This window comes from Sphingobacterium sp. HSC-15S19 (assembly GCF_050433745.1).
In the GTDB taxonomy this organism is placed as follows: Bacteria; Bacteroidota; Bacteroidia; order Sphingobacteriales; family Sphingobacteriaceae; genus Sphingobacterium; species Sphingobacterium siyangense.
Genome location: NZ_JBNPWQ010000038.1, coordinates 21,381 through 43,209, shown reverse-complemented (window position 1 = coordinate 43,209; position 21,829 = coordinate 21,381). Strand labels below are relative to the sequence as shown.

The 21,829-nt window shown below is 40.1% G+C and carries 26 protein-coding genes; 7 read left to right on the top strand and 19 right to left on the bottom strand.

What is annotated here, in order from left to right; translation table 11 throughout:
• Positions 1-31: 31 nt before the first annotated feature.
• From L1283_RS23755 to L1283_RS23745, 3 genes are read right to left on the bottom strand one after another with little or no spacing between them, the layout of a single operon-like run.
• Positions 32-661 carry a hypothetical protein gene (locus tag L1283_RS23755; RefSeq protein WP_070569864.1) on the bottom strand — a complete coding sequence of 210 codons (630 nt, stop codon included), beginning with the start codon at positions 659-661 and terminating at the stop codon, positions 32-34.
• Complete coding sequence (locus L1283_RS23750) at positions 658-1,410, bottom strand: hypothetical protein (protein ID WP_070569863.1); 753 nt, start codon at positions 1,408-1,410, stop codon at positions 658-660. The genes L1283_RS23755 and L1283_RS23750 overlap by 4 nt, the downstream gene beginning before the upstream one ends.
• 1 nt (position 1,411) lies before the next feature.
• Positions 1,412-2,419 (bottom strand): DNA cytosine methyltransferase, encoded by a 1,008-nt coding sequence (locus tag L1283_RS23745; protein ID WP_429626490.1) that lies wholly within the window; start codon positions 2,417-2,419, stop codon positions 1,412-1,414.
• 177 nt (positions 2,420-2,596) lie between these two features.
• On the opposite strand from L1283_RS23745, the gene L1283_RS23740 reads away from it, so the two are divergent.
• The 5 genes from L1283_RS23740 to L1283_RS23720 all read left to right on the top strand — a co-directional run bounded on the left by L1283_RS23740 (position 2,597) and on the right by L1283_RS23720 (position 6,159).
• Positions 2,597-2,881 carry a hypothetical protein gene (locus L1283_RS23740; protein WP_070569859.1) on the top strand — a complete coding sequence of 95 codons (285 nt, stop codon included), beginning with the start codon at positions 2,597-2,599 and terminating at the stop codon, positions 2,879-2,881.
• 282 nt (positions 2,882-3,163) lie between these two features.
• Entirely contained in the window at positions 3,164-3,583 is a 420-nt protein-coding gene (locus L1283_RS23735; RefSeq protein WP_070569858.1) for a DUF4262 domain-containing protein, read from the top strand.
• Positions 3,584-3,597: 14 nt separating this feature from the next.
• Positions 3,598-4,353, top strand: coding sequence for a metallophosphoesterase (locus tag L1283_RS23730; protein WP_070569857.1), 756 nt, complete (start codon positions 3,598-3,600; stop codon positions 4,351-4,353).
• A gap of 170 nt (positions 4,354-4,523) precedes the next feature.
• On the top strand, positions 4,524-5,273 hold the full coding sequence (locus L1283_RS23725; protein ID WP_286777093.1) for a hypothetical protein: 750 nt from the start codon (positions 4,524-4,526) through the stop codon (positions 5,271-5,273).
• Between the two features lie 328 nt (positions 5,274-5,601).
• Positions 5,602-6,159, top strand: a complete 558-nt coding sequence (locus tag L1283_RS23720) for a hypothetical protein (RefSeq protein ID WP_070569852.1) — start codon at positions 5,602-5,604, stop codon at positions 6,157-6,159.
• Between the two features lie 35 nt (positions 6,160-6,194).
• Here L1283_RS23720 and L1283_RS23715 read toward each other — a convergent pair whose 3' ends face one another.
• The 10 genes from L1283_RS23715 to L1283_RS23670 all read right to left on the bottom strand — a co-directional run bounded on the left by L1283_RS23715 (position 6,195) and on the right by L1283_RS23670 (position 13,361).
• Complete coding sequence (locus L1283_RS23715) at positions 6,195-6,809, bottom strand: carboxymuconolactone decarboxylase family protein (RefSeq protein ID WP_070569850.1); 615 nt, start codon at positions 6,807-6,809, stop codon at positions 6,195-6,197.
• 36 nt (positions 6,810-6,845) lie between these two features.
• Positions 6,846-7,385, bottom strand: a complete 540-nt coding sequence (locus L1283_RS23710) for a nuclear transport factor 2 family protein (RefSeq protein ID WP_070569848.1) — start codon at positions 7,383-7,385, stop codon at positions 6,846-6,848.
• Positions 7,386-7,495: 110 nt separating this feature from the next.
• Positions 7,496-7,966: a helix-turn-helix domain-containing protein gene (locus L1283_RS23705; protein WP_217493572.1), complete on the bottom strand. Its 471-nt coding sequence runs from the start codon at positions 7,964-7,966 to the stop codon at positions 7,496-7,498.
• A complete protein-coding gene (locus L1283_RS23700) occupies positions 7,950-8,393 on the bottom strand; it encodes a hypothetical protein (RefSeq protein WP_217493571.1) in 444 nt (147 codons plus the stop codon). The genes L1283_RS23705 and L1283_RS23700 overlap by 17 nt, the downstream gene beginning before the upstream one ends.
• Positions 8,394-8,541: 148 nt before the next feature.
• Positions 8,542-8,799: a helix-turn-helix domain-containing protein gene (locus L1283_RS23695; protein WP_310889257.1), complete on the bottom strand. Its 258-nt coding sequence runs from the start codon at positions 8,797-8,799 to the stop codon at positions 8,542-8,544.
• 105 nt (positions 8,800-8,904) lie between these two features.
• Positions 8,905-9,459 (bottom strand): hypothetical protein, encoded by a 555-nt coding sequence (locus L1283_RS23690; protein WP_310889256.1) that lies wholly within the window; start codon positions 9,457-9,459, stop codon positions 8,905-8,907.
• A gap of 71 nt (positions 9,460-9,530) precedes the next feature.
• A complete protein-coding gene (locus L1283_RS23685) occupies positions 9,531-10,313 on the bottom strand; it encodes an SDR family NAD(P)-dependent oxidoreductase (protein WP_254667767.1) in 783 nt (260 codons plus the stop codon).
• A 166-nt stretch (positions 10,314-10,479) separates the two neighbouring features.
• Positions 10,480-11,724: a hypothetical protein gene (locus L1283_RS23680; protein WP_070569844.1), complete on the bottom strand. Its 1,245-nt coding sequence runs from the start codon at positions 11,722-11,724 to the stop codon at positions 10,480-10,482.
• A complete protein-coding gene (locus L1283_RS23675) occupies positions 11,717-12,160 on the bottom strand; it encodes a Rieske (2Fe-2S) protein (protein WP_070569842.1) in 444 nt (147 codons plus the stop codon). The genes L1283_RS23680 and L1283_RS23675 overlap by 8 nt, the downstream gene beginning before the upstream one ends.
• Position 12,161: 1 nt before the next feature.
• The gene (locus tag L1283_RS23670) at positions 12,162-13,361 is read right to left on the bottom strand and encodes a di-heme oxidoredictase family protein (protein ID WP_070569840.1); all 1,200 of its coding nucleotides are present in this window, start codon (positions 13,359-13,361) and stop codon (positions 12,162-12,164) included.
• 225 nt (positions 13,362-13,586) lie between these two features.
• On the opposite strand from L1283_RS23670, the gene L1283_RS23665 reads away from it, so the two are divergent.
• Positions 13,587-14,069, top strand: a complete 483-nt coding sequence (locus L1283_RS23665) for a tetratricopeptide repeat protein (protein ID WP_139145090.1) — start codon at positions 13,587-13,589, stop codon at positions 14,067-14,069.
• Positions 14,070-14,085: 16 nt separating this feature from the next.
• Here the strand turns inward: L1283_RS23665 and L1283_RS23660 are convergent, their stop codons facing one another.
• Positions 14,086-14,760: a hypothetical protein gene (locus L1283_RS23660; RefSeq protein WP_070569836.1), complete on the bottom strand. Its 675-nt coding sequence runs from the start codon at positions 14,758-14,760 to the stop codon at positions 14,086-14,088.
• A gap of 2,067 nt (positions 14,761-16,827) precedes the next feature.
• Here L1283_RS23660 and L1283_RS23655 point away from each other — a divergent pair.
• Positions 16,828-17,040 carry a hypothetical protein gene (locus L1283_RS23655; RefSeq protein ID WP_070569832.1) on the top strand — a complete coding sequence of 71 codons (213 nt, stop codon included), beginning with the start codon at positions 16,828-16,830 and terminating at the stop codon, positions 17,038-17,040.
• Positions 17,041-18,982: 1,942 nt separating this feature from the next.
• On the opposite strand, the gene L1283_RS23650 is transcribed toward L1283_RS23655, so the two are convergent.
• From L1283_RS23650 to L1283_RS23630, 5 genes are all read right to left on the bottom strand, one after another.
• Positions 18,983-19,171, bottom strand: a complete 189-nt coding sequence (locus L1283_RS23650; RefSeq protein WP_139145089.1) for a hypothetical protein — start codon at positions 19,169-19,171, stop codon at positions 18,983-18,985.
• Positions 19,172-19,210: 39 nt separating this feature from the next.
• Complete coding sequence (locus L1283_RS23645) at positions 19,211-19,846, bottom strand: phosphatase PAP2 family protein (RefSeq protein WP_070569828.1); 636 nt, start codon at positions 19,844-19,846, stop codon at positions 19,211-19,213.
• A 36-nt stretch (positions 19,847-19,882) separates the two neighbouring features.
• Positions 19,883-20,467: an HD domain-containing protein gene (locus tag L1283_RS23640; protein WP_312334299.1), complete on the bottom strand. Its 585-nt coding sequence runs from the start codon at positions 20,465-20,467 to the stop codon at positions 19,883-19,885.
• A 59-nt stretch (positions 20,468-20,526) separates the two neighbouring features.
• Positions 20,527-20,760, bottom strand: coding sequence for a hypothetical protein (locus L1283_RS23635; RefSeq protein WP_070569826.1), 234 nt, complete (start codon positions 20,758-20,760; stop codon positions 20,527-20,529).
• 247 nt (positions 20,761-21,007) lie between these two features.
• Positions 21,008-21,682, bottom strand: a complete 675-nt coding sequence (locus tag L1283_RS23630; protein WP_070569824.1) for a DUF1345 domain-containing protein — start codon at positions 21,680-21,682, stop codon at positions 21,008-21,010.
• Positions 21,683-21,829 lie beyond the last annotated feature (147 nt).

The window sequence follows — 21,829 nt, the reverse complement described above, 5'->3', positions numbered from 1 at the left end:
TAAAGGGAATACTTAAAAAAACTTCGTTGGGTCATAAGGATTTTCCTCCTTTTTGTTTTGGATTTTTTACGTTCTGCATTTTCAGCGCCTTGAGATCGAGGTATTGACCTTTTACCAACCCCGCTGCTTTCAAGATATGTTCCGGTATATTTTTATTAAGGACGATGTTACCATCTTTAAGCAGGGACATGATCTTTGTTTTTAACTCCTCTATAATTGTTTCTTCACCCTTCGGTTTGCAAAGGATCTGCAGGATGGTAATCTTATACCTATAAGCTGCAATAACGTTCTTGTCCGGTTTTCCGACAACGATGCCGTCAATGCAAAGTTTGTCAACCCGGTTTCTGAATTTCTGTAGTTCCTTCTCATTGACGAAATCATCTATAATACGGCCAATGTAGCTTTCAAGGTTCATCTCATAAGTATGGGTATTACCACCAATGGTATATTCTTCCTTTGGTAAACTCAGGCAATATTGTTCAGCTTCTTTAATGGCTTTTCGTCCCTCCTCTGTAGAGGATCCGTAAGAAACAGGATCACCATGCCCGTAATTGGATGCTTCTCCAACCTTTTTCCCGTCTATATACAAGTCAGCATTAAATGCATTCGTTTCCTCGCTTTGACGGGAATAATATTGGATCCGTTTTAATTCAATTTTCATAAGCTCTTGGTTTTGTAATTGATTTTTTGAAATGGTGTTAGTGTCCATCTGATAGGGAAACCCATCATCTCAGCAACAAAGAGGGGATTGAGTTTGCAGCACCTGCCAGATATACCGTTGATGGCATCATTGAGTGAATTGGTTGCTGATCTGCCTGCCAATGCAAGTGTGTCCGGATGTCTGCCACCTTTACAGTCCCTTGTCGTAGGCGTCGGTAGAAGCCTAAACATATAAGGTACCTGGCTCCAGCTTTTAAATTCCTTGGGCAGCATCCCCATGCTAAGTTCTACTGCTTGTGCCAAGCCAATGGAAACACCATGATTGCTGTGGGATGTCCCGATTTTTTGAATCACATTTCTACTATTCCTATTGGATCCGGTTGTTGGCGTGGGCAGCAGATTTGATTTGGCCAGATCGCAAAGATTAGCGCTGTATCTGGAACAGTTTGCTCTATATTTCATCCGCCCCTGAACTTGCTCGCCATTCCTTGAACTATCGATGGCTACTACAGTCGGTAGCATTCGGGTGGCGTTACTGGAGGCAAGCAGTTTCGGGTAGATCCTGCCGCTACCGGTCTTTTTCACCGTCCATCTCAGAGCGCAGCGGCCGGACTGCCAAAATGAACGTAAAAGCAGCAATTTTGAAAATACAGGTTGCCAAGACGATGAAATACCCGCCAATAAAGTCAGACACTGTTCAGCGTCTCTTGCTTTACCGTTTATAGTTTGATTATGTTCCGGCTTCTTCATCTCAACAGAATTTTAAATCGTACATCATTTGAATTGTTCGAAAGATCTGTTGCGCCACTTGTGGTACAATAGCATTTCCCAATGCCTTGATACTCTCCTGACGCCATTTTGAAAATGTTATGGGTTTTTGCGGGTATGGGATTCCCTCAAAAAGGGTTTGACCATCCACTGGGTAGGAAAACCCATCATTTGGGTAACAAACAGGGGGTTCAGTAGGGAACATGGCCCAAGGATCGCAAGTACGCTCCTGCCCGTTATTATCCCTTCCCGCTCTGGCATCAGCATTGCATCGGAAGTTATCAGTTTGACCAGGCGTGCCAGGCCCACGCTGCCCGACTTGCCATTTCGGTTCATTTTTCTGGGTATTCCGGTTTTGGTTATCCAAAAGCGGTCCTCCTTTCCCAATATCGCCCCCATAAGTGCGTCCGAGGCCAAAGGAGTCGGCAATAAAGGCGGCAATATCCTTTGCGCCACAGATGTTGTCGGGTAGAGATATGGGGCACTTGAATTTCCGGCAGGCGACGATCCATACACGTTCTCTTCTATGGGGAGCGCCGACGCCTGCAGCCGGAAGTACATACGGTTGGACTTGGTAACCCTGGTTTTCCAGATCAGTCCATACCTCCTCGAGTACCATTCCCCCCGCCCAAGAAGTAATGCCGAGAACATTTTCTGCCACGACCCAGTCCGGTTGGATTTGGAGGATCGCCCGGAGCATTTCCGGCCACATATATCGTTCATCATCTTTGCCGCGCCGCTTTCCTGCGAGACTGAATGGCTGACAGGGGAATCCACCTGAGAGTACATTAATTTTTCCCCTGAAGGCGCTGAAATCTGTTGCTTTAATATCCGCATAACTTTTACTTCTTGGGAAATGGTAGGCCAGTGTTCTTTGGCAGAACGGATCGATCTCACAATTAAAAACATTTATCCAACCGGACCATTTGGCTGCTATATCAAAGCCACCGATTCCGCTGAATAAACTCGCATGTTTGATTTTCTTTTTCATCTTCCCTCCTTTTCTTGCTGGCTTGCCGGGTGGTACAACTATGAGGGCAAAAGTGGAAATCTGGCAAGTGGGAAAATGATACTTTGGTAGTAGCTACCTTTTAATTTTAACAACTGATTATGGGTATTTTATTTATAAAGTGTTATTTTTATAATGTAACTAACTGATAAATAAGCAATGGAAATTATTATATTGATTATAGGCATCATTTTGTTGCTGGGTGGCATAGCGCTCAATATTTCTATTAACCGCCAACGGTTTTATAGAAGAGGGCCGGGAGGGCTACAGCATTTTGAAAGTTATGGAAAAGCAGTAGGCACCACTTTCTTGGAAAGGATTGGGAAAATTATTGCATTTCTGCTTATAGCGATCGGACTCTTTTTCACGATAAGCTACTTTTTACTCCCAGAATTAAAACGCGAAATTCATCGCCAGCAGACAGTAAAGCCGGAAAGAAACTAACGATTTTTAAAGAGTGGATAAAATAAAGTTCTAAAATCTTGTCCCTTGTCGCATTTAGGCTCAGGCCATAAGGAAAAATTTTTCATCCGATTTAGATATTGCAAATTCTCCATGAATTGCCACTTTTTCTAATGTGTATCAAAAGGGATTATAGCCTGCTAGAAAGGCCATGGAAGAGTAATAATTATATCAACCTGCCCTGAAAATGGGCCGTTCAGGAGGTAATCGCCAACACGTTTCTTAACTTTGGCCACATGCAATTAAGAAATTAAACCACTGATAATGAACTTCTTTTATTTCGATGATCCCGAAAGAAAACTTGACGCCTGGAGCAGGGATATGATGGACAAGCATGGCTGGTATGTTCATTTTGTCCCGAATGACGATAATTTTCCGAACCACATCAATTATCATACCCATGGTCTGCCAGAATCCTTCGGCCACCCGGATCTGCAGATCTGTTTTCCACTTTCCACGGAAGTTGCCCACCAAATATTGAGTTGTATTATAGATCAGATTAAAAACGGCGAACATTTCGAGCCTAATCGACGATATGAAAAAAAAGTTGGAAACAACCTGAGCGTCGAATTTATCGAAGCTATAGAATATAACCGCAAGCTTTTGCGGGTCGTGTTTCCCAATAAGGATGGTAATTACGAGGGTGAAGTATTTAGTGCCCAATTCGAATATACTGGTATATAAGGAGACGATTGATTATGACAGGAGAACGGGTGTTTGTAATGGGTGATATACACGGCGCATATAGGGCGTTGATGCAATGTTTGGAGCGTTCCGGATTCGATTACGAAATGGATACATTAATCCAGCTCGGTGATGTTGTTGATGGATACGGACAGAGTTATGAGTGTGTTGAAGAATTATTGAAAATTAAGAACCTCATAGCTATACGTGGTAATCACGATGCCTGGTTTTACGATTTTTTACAAACGGATTTCCATCCCGCTTATTGGAATTATGGAGGTAAAGCTACGATAGAATCCTACCTAGAGCACGCCGGTAAAAAGGTAATATGCATCCCATCCGGCAGCGGTTATAAAACATCATTAAACAGCTCAGACATCCCTGCTGCCCACCGGCAGTTTTTCCAGAATCAAAGGCTATATTATATTGATGAGCAGCAGCGCTGTTTTGTACATGGGGGCTTTAATCGCGAAATTGCTTTTGACCAGCAGGCGTTCAGTAAATATTATTGGGACCGGGATTTATGGACGGATGCATTAATCCATAAGGATGCGGGTGGAACAGTAAAAGATTTTCAAATGCCAACCTCGTTTAAGGAGATTTTTATTGGTCATACTTCAACCACAAATTGGGAGACAGATCTTCCGATGACTGCGATAAACATTACTAATTTGGACACCGGCGCTGGCCACACCGGCAAACTAACTATCATGGATGTAAACAGTAAGCAGTATTGGCAATCTGAATCAGTCGTTCGATTATATCATTAGGTTCTCTGAAGCTAGCTGGCGTCAAAATTGCACGGGCAATTAACTTGCCCTTTATTTCAGATATATCTTTATAAAAAAATAGTAGCTATATATAAAGCATCACTTTAACTCACTACCGGTTTTCATCTTTGTAATACCAGGCACTACAGCCCGGTATAAACAAGGAAAATATGAAAACATGGTATTTTGTGACGGCTCTACTCCTATGTACAGCTGCTTGTCAGAAAGGACAACAGACCGCCCCTCTTCCATCTGTAAAAAAATCGGCAGTAAAACCGCAAAAGGATTTTGCACAGGCAGCGAATCCTGAAAATCCTTTCGATGAAGTGGGCAAAATCCACAATCTTGGACTTGATGCATTAATAAACTATATGGAGACAACCCGAGATACTACGAGATACGGTAGAAGCGTCTTCCTGGCCAAATTTTTCAAGGAACTCTATAACATACATGCCAAGCCGGAACAATCATTGAAATTGGAAATGGCAATTAAGAAAGACTTTAAGGATGTATTGTTTTCCCAGAGAATTTCGAACCGTTCCAAAGTATTTCTTAAAGAACTGTCAGCAATTTTAGAGCGCATTAAAACATTAGAAGATTACAGTTCTTACAAAGAAGCATTCGTAACGCTTGAAAAAAAGATATATCTTGAAAAATTGCCAGAAAAGGAGAAAGAAATTCTTTTGTCAACCGCATCTATATTTCGCTATTCAGGTTTATTCTGGATGGAATTTTATAAGAATAATCCCCAGGCGGAAACGTGGGGATTGCTTAGGAAACTAGCGGGTGTTATCGTCGGTATTGCGGCAGATGCTACTTCTTTCTTTTACTACGCATTTGTTGATAGTTCTTATTATGAACGGCTTGAATCCACTATCGATATGAGTTACGTTTGCGGATATGGAACGGGATGGTATTAATAACCTTAACGCTATCACAAAAAGAACATTATAGCATCAAAACGTTGTAAGAATTCATTGGTCCTGACTTAATTTCAGGGCCACTGACTATCAACTTCCCAAAATTAAAAGTTGACATGCTTAAAGAGAATGATTTGATGGTTCAAGGATCATTAAATCCGAAAGCACCAATATAGCCTCCAGTATCTTTCACTGAGTATCCTTTTTTCAAGTAAGCTTTTTCTTGGAGCGGGATAACATTATCCTGCCTTTATTATAGCGCATGGCGATGATTTCTCCTACTGTAAAATAATTGGTAACTTAATAGCAATTAACTGTCTTAAAACGTATGCGCAACGTTACCCCAGAACATCTCTCAACGTTTTCGAAAGAAATTTCTTCGAATGATTTTCCCATTGAAATTAATAGAGATTGGTTGGAAGACCTTGGGATAAAATTACTAATTATTGATCCTGCAAGCGGCAATGATCAATTTAAGATACGGTTTAGTGGGATGAGGTATGAGGATGGTCTTGTTGGATCATCAGGAAATGTTCCTTTAGTAATATATGCGGAAAGAAAAGGTGCCAAAGACATTGTAATCTTTGATGAGCGTAAACACGGATACGAATGTCAAATGGTCGAGCTGAAGGAGTACTCAGAACCTATCTTTTCAAAATATAACGATAACCACGGTGCTGACCATTTCCGAATATACTTTTGCAGCAATTCCAGCGTCGATTTTGAAGATGAATTTGTTTTTAATGACAAAGGCAAGATTGAAACCAATCACGGTGAATTTCGTGATTTAAGCTGGCTCCAATCGAATGCCTTTGATTATGTTGTTGTTTTCCTCGAAAACGAACACGTTTTTGTTACCAAATTATTGGAATTGGAATTGGCATAAAAGACAATATTATTGCTTTAAAAAGTGAATTCAAATCAATGGCAATCTACACCCGGTACGGGAACTTTAAAAACATTCAACATAACGGATACGGTTAGAAAAATACCAATCAACTGGACGAGTTCAACTACTCCTTTTTCAGTGAAAGCTTCAATTGCTTGCTTATAGATATCATCGTCTACATTTTTTTTGTCCATGAGGCATTTGGCAAACCGATAGGCAACCATCTCTGTATGTGTTAAGCCTACAGGTTGTTCACCATTTAATATCGACGTGATAGCCGCTTCACTCCATCCTAAGTATCGGGCAGATTCGCTATGGGCATAAATCTCAAACTCCGAATTCCAAGCAGTTCCGATTATCAGAATTACCATCGTACGGATTTTTGGCGGAATTGAAGTATGTTCATGTTCTACATCCACCCATTGATGATAGGCCTTGCTGATCACCGGACTGTATAAGAAACCGTTAAGGGGACCGAGCAATCTCCCATCTGATAATGCTAGTTTGAAACCTACTTTCTTAGACCAGCTTATCAGATGATCTTGAAAATGCTGATGTAATTCCTTCTGCAGCGATGACAATTCATTAGGATACAGAAGAGGTAACCGGCCGCCATTAGGAGCAAGATCCAAAGTTTTACTTTCCATCTTTTATCTTTACTTTTTAAAATCTACATTTAATATCTAGGACTTTTTTTCGGAAAATGCTTCGAGTCCCTGTGCCAAGATATCTGTTGCATCTGAAGAACCTTCAAGTGGTATTAACTTTCGTGATTTGATTTTCCAACCATCCTGCGTACGAATGAGTGACCAACGGTTAGCCAGGACACGATGGATTCTATACCCTTTTGAAAATCCATGATTCGGTAATTCTCTTTCTTCTCCGTGAACATCTCGGGTTAGTATCTGAAGATAAGAAGTGACAAAGGCTTCATCACCGCGAACATCAACATAAGGAAGACCAGTAAAATGAGCGAGCCCCATTTCGATTGCCTGGTGGTGTTCGGGTTTTTGGATGAACATTGCGATAGCTTCTCGACCGTGTGCACCAGGAAGCGGTCCGCGATCAAAAACGCTATCTTCCACATATACCTGCCGAGTATAATAATCGGCTCCCGTATCAGCACTCAGGGGATGGCACGCCAGTAAGCTGTATATTTCAAGACGGTCTTCAATATTCCTTAAGCGCTGTTCAATTGTTTGATTTTCAATGTCTTTTTTCATGTTACAATTTAAATTTTGAAGTAATCAATCGTTCAGATGAATTTACAGATTCAAAATTATATAATTGTAAAACAGACAGCTTGCAATATTCAGACTATTAAATATAATTTTCAGAGTGCTGATTTACGAACAGAACTAGGCGTGACATTGGTATTTTTACGAAAGAAATTGCTTAAATAAGAAGGCTCTTCAAAACCTAGTGCAAAGGCTATTTCATTAATACTCCAGTCTTGATTTTGAAGTAAGCGATATGCTTCTTTAATGATCCTTAAAGTAATATGCTGTGTAGTCGTCTTTCCGGTATTGGTTTTTAATATTTGATTTAGGTAATCTTGATTTACCGACAATGCATCAGCATAATCCCTGGCTGTCTTCAATTTTAAAATAATATGATGATTACTTACTGGAAATTGCCTTTCCAGCAATTCAAAAAACAGAGCTGTCGTTCTTTGGGGAGCGCCGAGCGGTTTCGTGTAATTTTGCGGAGGGCTCAACTTCAAGGCTTCATGAATCAATATATATAGATAGTTTCGAAGAACCTCATACTTTAACGGATAATCAGACTTAATTTCTGTCATCATATTTTTGAAGATACCGGTAATAATGCTTTGACGATCCACATCCACAAAAAAGAGATGTTCCCCCTGTCCTGAATAAAGGGGAGTCCAGTATGAAATTCTTGAAATCAATTGGGGGAATAAACTTTTCGAAAAAAATACAGAACCATCCTTCTTGCTGTACCGTATCAGGTTCCCAGGAATAAGGAATTAAAGGACTGGACAGCATGAGCGCCGGTCTGTCGATTAAGATTGACCGATTGGCATAATAGAGCTGCCCGGTGCTTAAGATCAGCGATACTTTATAAAAGTCACGCCTATTGAACGGTACATTAGTGCTGGATTCCGCTCGTAAGAAGACATTAAAATGCCCTGGGCCACCGTTATTTTCAGACAGTTGTTCTGGATTGGCAAATGGTAAACGTTCATAGTATTGAGATAAATTCTCCATAATATTCACATCTGAAGTTTCTAGATTTTCCAACATGACTCTAGTATGGGTAAAAATACTGCAATACCGATAAAGCCATATTAAATATTACATCAAATGTAAATACTTTTATCTCAAAAAAAAAATTAACTGACTCAATAAAAAGGTATCAATTAAACAGGCTCCGAAATTTCAATGGAGACATGTCTGTTTTACTTTTGAAAAGTTTTGTAAATGATTGTGGGTGTTCAAAGCCCAATTCGTAAGCAATTTCTGAAACGGATAGATTTGTCGTTGACAATTTTTCTTTGGCTTTTTCAATTAGTTTTCCGTGGATATATTGCTGTGCATTCTGGCCAATTAATGACCGTAACATATCACTTAGATAACCCGCAGAAATATTGAGCTGTTCGGAAATATATTGCACGGAAGGAACGCCAAAATCGAGTGTCTTGGTAGAATTAAAGTAATCTTCCAGGATATTTTCGGTTTTTTGGAGAATATCTTTATTAGGTATTATTCGGGTGATAAACTACCTCTTATAGAAGAGGTTAGTATAATTTAACAGCAAATCGATTTGTGAAAGTATGACCTCCTGGCTAAATTCATCTATCCTTTCGTTCAATTCTTGCTCTATGATATAAAAAACCGAAAGAATAATATTTTTTTCTTTCTCCGATAAATGCAATGCTTCTTTTGCTGAATAGGAGAAAAAGCCATATTGTTTTATTTTTTTTGCCAATGCGGAGCCTAAAAAATAGTCAGGGTGGATAAGAAATACAAATAATTCCGCCTTGCCATCATACTCCGTCGGACCTACAACCTGATTTGGAGCTAAAAACATCATACTGCCTTCATCAAAATCATAATAATCTTGGCCGTACTTTACTCTTCCCTTGTTATTCAATACAAAGGTTATTTTGTAGAAATCAAGCACAGCATAAGCAGGCAACCCTTTATCATCAATCACTGCGGATTTCTCTAAATGAGTGAGACTGATCAATGGATGCTTTGGCTTAGATAAACCACAGACATTATGAATTTCGTTAATAGATACAAACCGACCTACATTGGATTGTTTTTTCATATTTAAATTTACTAAAAAAATAATCGAAGAAAGTCGGAGTCCTCCTTAGATTATTTGTTCCGAATCGATAATTACCAGGGAAAAATTTCTTGATTAGGCCCCGTAAACTGTCCAGTAACACCACTTTCATCCAGCGCAATACGAATAGGTTCCTTAGATCCTTCTTCAAGTGTATCGGTTCCCTGAAAATTATTTAAAGCCGTTGCCGTATAGCCTGGACTTACCGCATTAACTTTAATATTTGCTTTCTCAAGTTCGATAGCAAAAGCAAGTGTAATGGCATTTAGCGCCGTTTTAGAGGTAGAATATACAGCATCAAAACCTGATCGGAAAATAAAGTCCGGGTTGGAGTTTAATGTCAAAGATCCCATTCCGCTTGAAACGTTAACGATACGTGCAGCTTTGGCATTTTTTAATAGGGGAATAAAAGCTTGTGTTACGGCAACTACACCAAACACGTTGGTTTCCCAAACCGTCCGTATTTCGCTAAGCGCAGTTGCCTGATTACTCGCCAGAATTTCTTCAACGGTTCTACCGGGTTTGCCAGCATGAGAAATCGCTGCATTATTTACCAATAAATCAAGCCGTCCAAATTTTTGCTGTATCTCTCTAGCAGCTGCATCAATGGTGTCTTGTTTAGTTACATCCAATTCAATGGCAACGGCGTTTTCTCCAATTTGTAAGGCTGCATGTTTGCCCTTTTCAATACTCCTGGCACCTATAAAAACGATATAGTTGTTTTCTGTTAAAGCTTTAGCAATCTGAAAGCCAACTCCGGTGTTAGCTCCTGTCACAAGCGCAATCTTCTGTTCTGTTTGCATATTTATTATTATTTTTAATGATACAAATGTCATATATTGACCTGTACACTTTTAAGTCAAAATGAGGTATTTTTTAGTCGAAACGAGGAAACGATTCGCGAAATTCCTTAAGCTAATTTTAACCAGATATTATAGTGAATTTTTAGTGATTGCTACTTCTTAGCTTCACTTAACAATTGAAACCTACCATTGCGGATGATTAAAAATATGTGGAAATACCAAAGCTTAATCCCCCCATCAATGTAGGAGCATTATTTAATAAATCTCTTGTTTGCTGGTGCCTGTAATTAAGTCTTAATACCGTTTGGGCATTAGGTCGGAAACTGATTGCTCCCATCATGCTCCAGGTTTGGTCACCTATTTTTTCACCGGTTTCATTGAATCTTCCGACATTCCAGTCTACAAATTCCAGGCGGCAAGCGAGATTGATAGTCGCATTTTCCCACCCTAACATTTTTCTTTTTAAAACTGGCTGAACAATATCAACAAAGCCGCCATACTGTCTATTGCCATATTGCTGGGTATAATTACGAGGAACATCAACATGTACCCATGCCCATTCTCCGGTAACAAAAGTTTCTAAATGGGGAACGGTAGTATTAAAGTCTAAAGCAAATATGTTTAATGTTCTCCTGTCATCAATGGTGTTTCCATCATCTCTATATTTATTATAAGCGCCCTCCATGTAAGAAAGTCCCAATTCTCCTATTTTATTGTTTCGCACAGCTATTTTACCGGTATACAAAGGTTCTCCACTAACAGATTCCTCGAAGCGTTCCGGGTTATCTTTAGCTGCGGGCAAATAAGTCCTATTTTGTTTATTGTTTATAATGCTCCCATCAAATCCGCTGGATAAATAGGCCTCGTAACCAAACATCCAATCACCGTTATATTTTTTACCATACAAGCCGAAACCTGCGTTACTCCAGGTTGCCAGAAGCATTTGGGTCGCTGAAATCGGACGGTCTATAAACTCCCATTTAGGACCGTCGTGATTCTGATTGAAGGCCCCAATGGGATTTACAATCATCCCACCACGCAAATTCAGTAACGGATGAAACTCAATATCAAGTGCAGCAAATTCCACTGAAATTTCACGATCAGCGGGCTCAAATTCCAGTTCGGATATAAATTTGATTTTTTTACTAATTGTTGAAGCAAGAAAAACGGTAAATCTCCTGAACTGAAATTGATGTCCTTCATTAACTCCATCTTTACCCATATGCTGCCAGTTGGCTTCCATATAACCACCTACAGTAACTGGCAATCTGCCCAAGGATAGTAATGGACGGTTATAAATAGCATCCATATTCATGCTTTTTTTTGTAGAATCTAAGGGCACGACCCGCTTAAAGAGCGAGGTATCTATTTGGGCATACAACAATTGGGAAGTTCCTGTCATGACGAATAATGTCACGATGAACAAAATTTTTATTTTATACATTTCTAAGGGAGATTTTAATTTGATTGTTGAATATTGTTATAGGAAAAGTCCGCAAATGCGTATCTGCAGGGCCATTCTTAACTTTGCCCTTGTTATCAAATTCGCTTCCATGAGCAGGACATTGAAGGCGATCTCCAAACACCTGGAGCTCTGCCCCCTGGTGCGTGCATTGCATAAGCAAAGCTGAATAATCATTTTCCCCATACCTGAATACACAGATAGGATATTTTAATAGCGTATGGTCGACAACGATATACTTTCTATAGTATTCTTCTCCTTTACCGCTTAAAAAAGCAGCGATAGGTACAACAATATCTGAGTCCACAATAACACCACTAACGATCTTTGAAGAAGCACAGCCTTCCAGGAGCAATATGGCAAGGCTGGAACTAATGCAGGCATAACCGCATTGTTTAATGAATTCTTTCCTGTCCATTTTAAAGCGATTTGAGGAATTTAATGAGAGCTGCCTGGTCGTTCTGGGAAAGATTTCTATAACGCTGTCGAGCCTGTGAAGCTTCTCCTCCATGCATTTCTATCGCCTCTTCAATACTTTTTGCGCGCCCGTCATGCAGCAGGTAAAACTTGCCTCCTTGAGATTGAGCAGAAAGACCAAGTCCCCAAAGTGGTGGAGTCCGCCATTCATACGTTCTTGCTGTTCCTTCCGTATAGCCATCATCTAAACCTGGTCCCATATCGTGTAACAAGAGGTCTGTATAAGGCGAAAATTCCTTGAATGCTAAAGCCGATATTGGTGAATCCCCGGTAGTCAGTTGAGGTTTATGACAACTGGTACATTTTAAAGAAGTAAAAATTGATTTTCCGTAAACAACATCGGGATCATTTTGATTTCTTTGAATCGGTGCTTTTAAAGTTTTCAGGTAGAATGCAAGATCATTTACTCTTTGAGTTTCAATTTCCGGATCAATTTCGTCGCCTGAATAAACATCAACAGGATTATATACTGTTGCAATACCCATGTCTTGCGCAAAAGCATCAACAGTCTGTTGTAAAAGATTATAAACACTTCCTTTTTTCCCGAATCTTCCGATATACTTTCCATCAAGGGAAACAGCATTGCTGCGTGGAGTTACAAACGAGGGAAGGTTGATCCAATTTACCCGTCCTGATATACCATCACCATCTGCATCTTCCGGATCAGCCATTGCTAATAGTAAGTCATCAGGAACAGATTCCAATAACCCTAAGCCGGTAACTGCCGGTGGTGTAAATTTTGAAAATGTTGCCCCGGCCGGTATCGTTTCCGGCAGATACCCAGGAATAGCACGGTTCTGCAACTGCGGGCCGCCATGATGAAGAAATTTATTTCCTGTCTCATCTGTTTGACCAAAGCGTGTCAGAGTTGAAAAAGGATGCCCTTTCCCATCCCCTGAATGGCAGCTAACACAACTATTAGATACAAATAACGGCCCTAATCCTTTCTCAACAGTAAAAACCTCATCATTAAAAGTAGCATCGCCATTTAAAAACCGCTGCCTCTCTTCATAATTCAGCCCTTCTATCGGACCGTCTAATAATTCATCTTCAGGTGGTGCCCCAGGCTCCAATTTTTCACAAGATTGGATACCAATTAGCAGTGTAATGATTCCCAATAATACAATGTAGGTCTTTTTCATTAGTCTAATAAATAAAATTCATTGACAAAAATATAAAGTTAGATCAATCTAACAAAATTATTTTCACTTTCTATTTTTGTAGCCTTGATATACTCAGAGGTTTATTTAACTTTAGAAAATAAATTTCATCGGGTAATACGATCCAAATACAGATAGAGCGATTGTTTCCTGTTGTAGGAGTTATCAACAACAAAAAACGTTGGAGTTGGCGATAATCGGGCGAACATGCATCAAACTGGAGCACGCCTATTGATTAATTATTTAAGAGAAATGGCAGCAAGATTATCTTTAAAAGAATTGATAGAAAAAGGTCTTTCCTTAGAGCAGGAAGGTAATTATAAAGAGGCTGTAAAATCATATACCGCAGCGATTAAAAGAGCACCAACTTACCCTGTAGCATATAACCGCTTAATGATTTTGTTCCGCAAACAAAAGAAATATGAAAAGGAAGTTGAACTTATCAGTAAAGCAATCGAATCCTATCAACAAGAAATGGCAGAAGATCGGCGTCAATGGCAAAAGGACAATACCACTTCAGCTGATATTAGTTTAAAGCTTGCCAAAAGCATGGGGCTAATTAATGAACAGGGGTTACCTGTATATGAAGACCCACCGGTTGCAACATGGAGAAAAAGATTAGAAGTCGCGCGCAAAAAGCTCGCTTTGCAAAGTAACAAACCTCAAAAAAGTTCTGTAAAAAAGAAGTAGGCAGGAACAGCTATCTTTAAATAATTGAAACATGTTTGACCATATGCCCGGCTAATTCCTTTGTGATGTCGATGTTTTTACAGCTTTCAAGATTTAACTGCTCCAATTCATGTAATTCCGAAATCGTTGTTTTAATACCTCTCAGCTGCGTACACTTTTGCAGGAAGAGCGTCTTTAGCTTTTGACACTTTTCAATTCCTGATATTGTAACAATAGAGCCACCGATTATACGGAGGTATTCCAGGTCATGGGCCTGTTGTAACAAGGATAGATCTTCTGTTTTTAAAGCTGCAATTTGTAGCCGCTTTAATTTAACCAATTGTTCCCATCCCTTTATTTTCGGACCGTAACCTATGTTTAGTTCCTCCAAAATTGGGAAGATAGAAAGGTCAAGTTTAAAATCGCCCGCAGCAGTCCAGCGCAGGTTTTTAAGCTCGGATAGATATTTCAGCCCGTCGATGTTTGACTTTTTGGACATTGGAACAAGCCAGTGAAAAGTTTCAATAAAACCCCGACCTTTCAGAAAATCTAAATTGACCACTTGTTTGCTCCAATCGCCATCCGTCCATACGCAAACTTCTTTAATGCCATTTTTCTCGGCATGATCAAGGCCCTCCTCTAGATGTTCGAATAAAATTCGGATTCCTTTGAAATAAGCTATCTCACTATAATCGACTACGTACTTTTCCATTTAATTAATCATTGGATCTGTTACCTTTCGGATAATGAGCTAAAGCATCAAAATTCCAGCCAATATTGACCGCCAAGTTAATAACAATGAATTATTAGCAAGCATGTAAGCGCTTAATAGTAAGATCGGTTAAAATTTGAAACCAAGCCATGTTATTTCCTGTTCAAGCTCTAAGACGAAAGTGCTCTTGGTATTTCGTCTCTCAACAATATAAATCGCTCCTTTTCCCATGTTCTGATAAATTGAATATCTGTATAAGTCTTTCCAACCATTTTGTCTTTATCCCGCATGATCACAACGACACAGCTTAGAAACGCAATAGGCAAGGATTGTTCGGGCTCTTCATATGGTCTGTTAGCTAGAACATTTATTTTTTAAGAGCTGGTACTGGTAGGAATATTGTATTATAAGCCATTTTTGCTCAATCCTGCTGCACAAAAAGTGGAACTGCTGTATGGAGGAATAGGCAAAAGCATTACCATTTCACTATGGCAACAATCCTTTGATACGGGAATCGAATAATAATGAATATAAGGATGGCTAAAAATTCTTTGCTGAATATGCTTACAGGTGTTTTCGGAAAAAGCATTTCGCCCACGGCTCCGCATACCTTGTATATCGGCACTGATATTGAGAGAAATTTGCGGGAGGCTGAATAGGATTAAACTGGCTTTGAATAATGATTTCGTAAGGTGACAGCTAGTCCGAGAACTTTTAGCGCCTTTTAATTTTTACTGAAATGGCGGTCGATTTCTTCATTTCGTTTTTTTGGGTCGGTTCTTCTTCGGTGAATAATGAATGCTAAATAAAACAATACCACTGCCGGAGTTATAATATCAATTACCTTTAATGGTATTGTAGTATGCTTCAGGATAAGTAGACAATAGGCATTTGAAAGAATGCAAATCAGCAATACCGACATCGTGATGTAATAGACCGTCTTCATTTCATAATGGAATTTTTTAGGCAATTCCTTTATAAGGCCAGTTAACTCCTTTCATGTGCTTTGCCCTATATTTGAAAAATATAAGTATTAAAATATTGGGGATAATCGCATAACAAAGAATGATTCTCCAGTAACCATTTCGTGAAGTGTGTCTAGATTCGACAGCCATAAAAAATCCGTAGTAGAAGCAGGTACAGGGAGCCATACGTTGACATGAAACGAAGGCTGCCCCAATATCAGAAACCACTTGCCGCACCTGCTCGTCAGGGGCGGCTTTCGTGTACTCCACCGGACAATACAGACAAGTCCTCTGCAACAATACAAAGTCCGCCGCTTCACGCGCTGCGCCAACCGCCTTATGGGTAGATATGCCGTTAAATGCTGTATAGATAGTAGACACATCATTCACTCCATCCCCAATATAAGTGACAGTAAACTTTTCCTTTTGGAATGCCTTAATTAAACGCTCCTTCTAGTAGGCTCTAAATTCCGTAAAAGATATCGATAAATGTCAACCTGTACAACCACTGGCACCCGCAATAAATTGTTCAGTTCTTCCCGCCGTTAATATTTTAGGGTATATTATAGTATGGACTAACCAGTTTAACTACGTTAACGGCAACAAACTAATTGTCATCTATCATTTATCAAATTAACGCTCAAATTCCATAATAAGTTCGAGGAATCCAACACATTTCTTTCAGTACGATACTTTATGACATATACCAAGCAGCCGAAAGCCTTTATTGCCATAATCCGCATCAAAGATCCTATCGCAGGTAAGCAAATCTGTACTCTTTCTTTACATCTATACTTTTTGAAGATCACATACCGGAGACACCTTCAATTTCTTATGTGTCGTCTGTTAATCTTTAAAAAATTTACCCGAACTCCGCTCCAACGAAGCAACTGTAATGCAATGCTATGTTAAAAGATTTTATTTTTTCAGCCAGTTCAGATATCATATTTTTCTATTTCCAGTAACGTCTTGCTGATCACAGTTGAGCAAATTCCCTACACATAACGCAATGTACATGAATAATGTTAATCACAAACCCATAACACAAAACAACGAACTTTTGTGACGCGATTGTGTACTATCTACTCTAAAACTTTTTATTATGTCTGAAACAAAGCACAACCACCACCATGATGCGGCAAAGCATCATGATGAAGCATCAAAACACCATCAAAATGCACACAAAGCGCATCAGGAAGGCAATGATGAGAAAGCTGCAGAGCATGCAAAATCGGCAGCTGAGAGCAGTAAGAAGGCCAATGATCATGCTGAAGAGGCAACCAAGAAACACAGTCACAAGCATGGCATGAAGTAGCGATTTATTTTAAGTAACAGTCCTGTAATAACAGGACTGTTACTTTTACATATCATCCCCTATCGGGGAGTGTAGGGCAGCTTTGCTTTACTGCTTTGTTATCAGACATCTAAGGCATTTAACTATAACGATGCAGATCATGTTATAATGCGATACCGAAATTAAAGTAAGTTGGCCAACATCACATCTAATCTCTTCATTGGACACCCAAAGTTCGGTGCATTAATTAAAATGACACTTTCCTTTTAATCCGCAATTGATGTATGCAACGATTGCATATTGACGAATTCGATAAATCTGCGACAGCTCTAAAATAATATTGATGGACAGATGGCGGCTAGCCTTTGGTGAGGCCAATAGGATATAAATAAGCAGAAGAAAAGCGGTTCAAAATAATCTCTCCGTAGTTTTTATTGGCTACTCCCAATACGATTTTTGCGTGGTAATCATTTTTTTAAAGAGTATTAGACTTGAATCTGGAAAGAAATATTGTCGATCTCACAGATAAGAGGCTGATCCTTAAAAACTGCTTGCGCTTTTGATATAGATCGTAACCGCCCTGAACTTCGCCGCCTGTCGGCTACTGAAAATAAAACCGTAGCCGCTTTACTCCCGGATTTCACGGAGTATCTTTTCCAATGGCGTATTGGTGGCCGCAATGCCGATCGATGCAAGCAGGCTGAAAAAAAGGAGTAATAATGTTAGCAAGTGCCTTAATGAGTATTGCTGCCCGGATATTTACCAATGAGCAGAAACCGCAGACATCTGCCGTTGATAAATAATTAAAATCTCATAAATTTGTGTGATTTGGTTTTTTTAATAGAAAATTGTGCGTTGAGTATTATTAATGGGACCATTTCACCCGGAAGTGCTAAAACGCTTCCGGGTTTTTAACTTCATTTTTCCCTTCTTAACCAATCATTATCTTCCTTCAAATTTGAACCGTACTTTACTTGTCTCTTCCTGCATACTTAGCGCTTCCGAAAGTATTATTTCCCTTGGCATCTTCGCGTAGAATATTTGGAGGCAATTTCTATCTGCACATCATACCACCAGTCGTTATCTTTCATGTTATCTTTTAAACTGCTGTTGTGAAAAATTGTAATTCCATCTTGACAATACATAAAAGCGGTCTTGCTAGTAATTTTTTGAAATCAACTCTAAATGATCAAATAAATTGCCCGAGGTGCTCAAACCATGTTCCGAGCACGGTACCACTCAAGATTTTTCATAAAAAAGACAAGAGCCCTTCGATATCGAGGGGCTCTTGTCTTTTTTATTGAATAAGTTATGGCTTGACGCTGGAAATATGTATTCTAGTTCACCTTTTTTTATACTGATTTAGCCAAGTTGTGCAAGGGCATCCCGTTCTACTTCTTCAAACTGTTACCGTCTGCTATTGTTACGGCCCTGTAATAAGCAGTTATTATGAGCTTCCAGCTCTCTATGGATAGCTTCATTAAGCTCCTTCAAAGAGTGGTAGACCATCTTCCTCAAAGGCGCTAAAATCCCCGTATACATGATCTTGACAGCTCCTTCCACCAAAGCTTTATCGCTCGGGTGAAAAGCCTTGGCCGGAAGAACGGTAGTGTCTCATTCAGGGTAGGTTCGTAGCCGCTGGTCTTGGTTACGGCTGCCTTCAGGTTGTCAGGAACAATGGCTTCCGGAACGCCTCCTATGTAGTGCATTGTGTTTTCGCAGGCAGAAATAAAGTCTTCTTTCTGTTGGCTCATTACCGCTTCTACATATGTAAGCTAGCTAGCGTCAAGGATCGCTATGAAGACCCTTCAGCCAGGATCTCACCAGTATCCCTATCGGTGATGAATAACTTCCCCGGCAAAATCCACATAAAAAGCTTCTGGCCAGCTTTGTGATCCATATGCATTAGAGGGTTTACCCTGGCCTTCCATTGGTTGAAGTAAAAACAGAACTGACTGTATTGCTAACCATCAGGAAATTCTTTGAGATATTCTAGCCATAACATATGCCGGCTCACACCGGTACGCTTACGTTCTCTATCTACATTGGGAAAACAACGTAGCATGGATTGCATACGATCAGAGTAGGCCTGCTCCTTGCATTTACCAAAAAGCCCCCAACTCTTTGTCATTGAAGGTATTGACCTCATCATAGGTAAAGCCAGAATCCTTGGAAGAGGACAGGTACTTCTTTACTGTGTTTCTGGATGCATCGGCCTGGAATGCTTGTTGTTATACATTCGGAGATATCCAACGGCAAACGCAGAAATATAACCTGCAACTGGAAAAGCTATCGACTGTCTTCGGTATTCTATACTCAAAAACTCTGCCGATGCGAATGCTTCTGCCGTGTGTCCGGATGGAAATGCGTTGCTTGTTCCATTTGGCCTTGTGACTTTGGCAATTCGTTTTATAGACTGACAGGTGGCATTTAAAAACAAGTTGGAAAGGATATAAAGACCAGCCTGGTCCTGCAAACTGTTCTGTCCCTTTACCCCTGTGGCGCCCAATAGCAGAACTGTCCCTGCAGGGGCAAACTGGAGATAATCATCAGCCCTAAACTTAGGATGAGGATGTTCCAATGCAAACTCCTGCCTGACAGCAAGATCTATATCTCTCAGTTGGTGATTTCCCTGCTTTAGAGATCCGTAACTGATTGATGTCAAAGAAGCGACAATGCCCAAGGTTGACATTCTGATGTTAAAGGAGCCAGTGCCAGGACTGGTTTCTTTCGGGATACTATCCTTGTCAACAGTTTGCCCTAGTATGCTGCCGTGAAAAGCAGCAATAATAAAAAAGCTTAAAAAAAATGTTTTTTTAGTTTTCATATCTTTTGTGTGGCCCAAACCGGTCCTTAATCTCTGTCAATTGCCTGCGCGGATACGCTCCCTGATCATACGTATATTAGTGGTCTTACCATAATTAAGTAGCTCCTTACAGTACGGGGTAAAAAAGCGGTGATTAAGCAGCAGCGCAAGGGTATTCATGTCCCAATTACCCACCGGCATAGATCCACGGGCCATAAGTTCTCGTTTGATCAGCGCGTCGGTCAGCTGAAATTCTTCGGTACCCAAGTTGTAGGTGTCTGCATCGCAAAGTATCATCTCGAGCTGTCCGGTCGGTTGCTGTGGCATTGTGGTTGCCAAGATGCATTCCTCAATTTTGTCGGTTATCTCAGTGGGAAGCCCTTTGCCCCTGAAAAAGACTTCCATAAAATCGGCGCTCCGCTCTTCATGTCCTTGCGGATCAGCGATCAGTTGGCCAGTATCATGGAACCATGCCGCGGTCTCCAGTATAAACAGTTCTTCTCCGGTCAGGTTAAAATCACCCGAGATCTCAAGGGCGCGAACAACTACCCTTTGAGTATGTCCAAGGTTATGATAGACTAGCTTTGGTGTCCAGAACATGGAAAAAAGCATTTCAACATATTCGCGGACTTGCCCCCTCAAAATTTCATAGTTATGTCCGTATTTCATTTTATGTACCATATTTTTTACCGCTACCGCGGTTATTTAAGTTGCTCTTTTTCTATATCGATTTCCGGGCTATTCCAGTGAAAATCCAGGAAATGCTTAACTTTCAGAAACATAGCCAACACAAGTAAAATGGATAGGAACCAGAAGATAATTATAATGCCAAGTGGCAGTTTGCGTTCCTTACTCTTCTTCTTTTTTTTCACTACCCTCACTCGACGCCCCTTAATAGGTGGAGCTTTCCTTTGTGGATCTTTCTTCTTTTCCATGTCTATCTTATGTTTTTGCCAGCCGTTAGTAGCATCCTAACTTATGCGTCTCGACCAACTCTCCAATGTTTTAGCCATTAAGCCTAGGAAATTATTCTTCAACTTAGATGATCGCACACGGAGCTAGCTCCTCATTTTCTGTTCCGGGACGTCATGGAAAGCACAATTTTCACTGCCTTCTGGAAAACCTTCTATTGAGCTGATCCATCTCCAGAATGGTTTTTCAATTTCTTTATTTTTCATAATCCTAGCTTTTCACCATGCCCGAAAGTATATTAATGGTAAGGGCAACGATAATTGTATTAAAAGCAAAAGAGAGTACACCGTGCATCCAGGCCAGTTGACGTATTCGAGGAGAGGTAATTGCAACATCCGATACTTGGAAGGTCATACCTACAACAAAGGAGAAATACACAAAATCCATATACCCAGGCTGCGCTTTTCCCGGGAAGGAAAGTCCGCCAGGCGCAGTAATCTTAGTATTTGTTTCATGATCTACATTACAATAATAAAAATGAGCATATCGCAATGTAAAAACGGTGTGGACAAGCCACCATGCGGCGGCAACGCAGAAAAGTGGAATCGTTATATCTAGAAGACCGTCAGTATCAGGCTTACCGGCATTTTTCCGCAATAAGATCACTATGGCGAAGAGGCTCGCAAAACATGCCGCCATCATAAAGAGGAACACCAGCGTTCTGTTGGAGTCCTGGACATGCGCTTCTACCCTAACTTGTTTGGGATGGGAGGAAAGTATTGTTGTCCAGGCAAGAAAAAGACTGGTGCCAGAATATGCAAGCCATGAGGCCATCAAGCGTAATGAAATATCTTTGGCTATAAGTGAGGATATTCCGAAGGTTACAGCTGCCATCCCCATCGATATATACAGTTTTATATGGGAGTCCATTTGGGCTATTTTCATTTACCAATAGGATTAAAATATTAATAATCAATTAGTTAAAAAATATCAATAGATAATTATGGCAAAAAGAATCTCTACCACGCTCTAGCGCGGCTTTTTAATGAGATACTCGAAGCACCTCTTACAGCAATGTGCGATGGAAACACA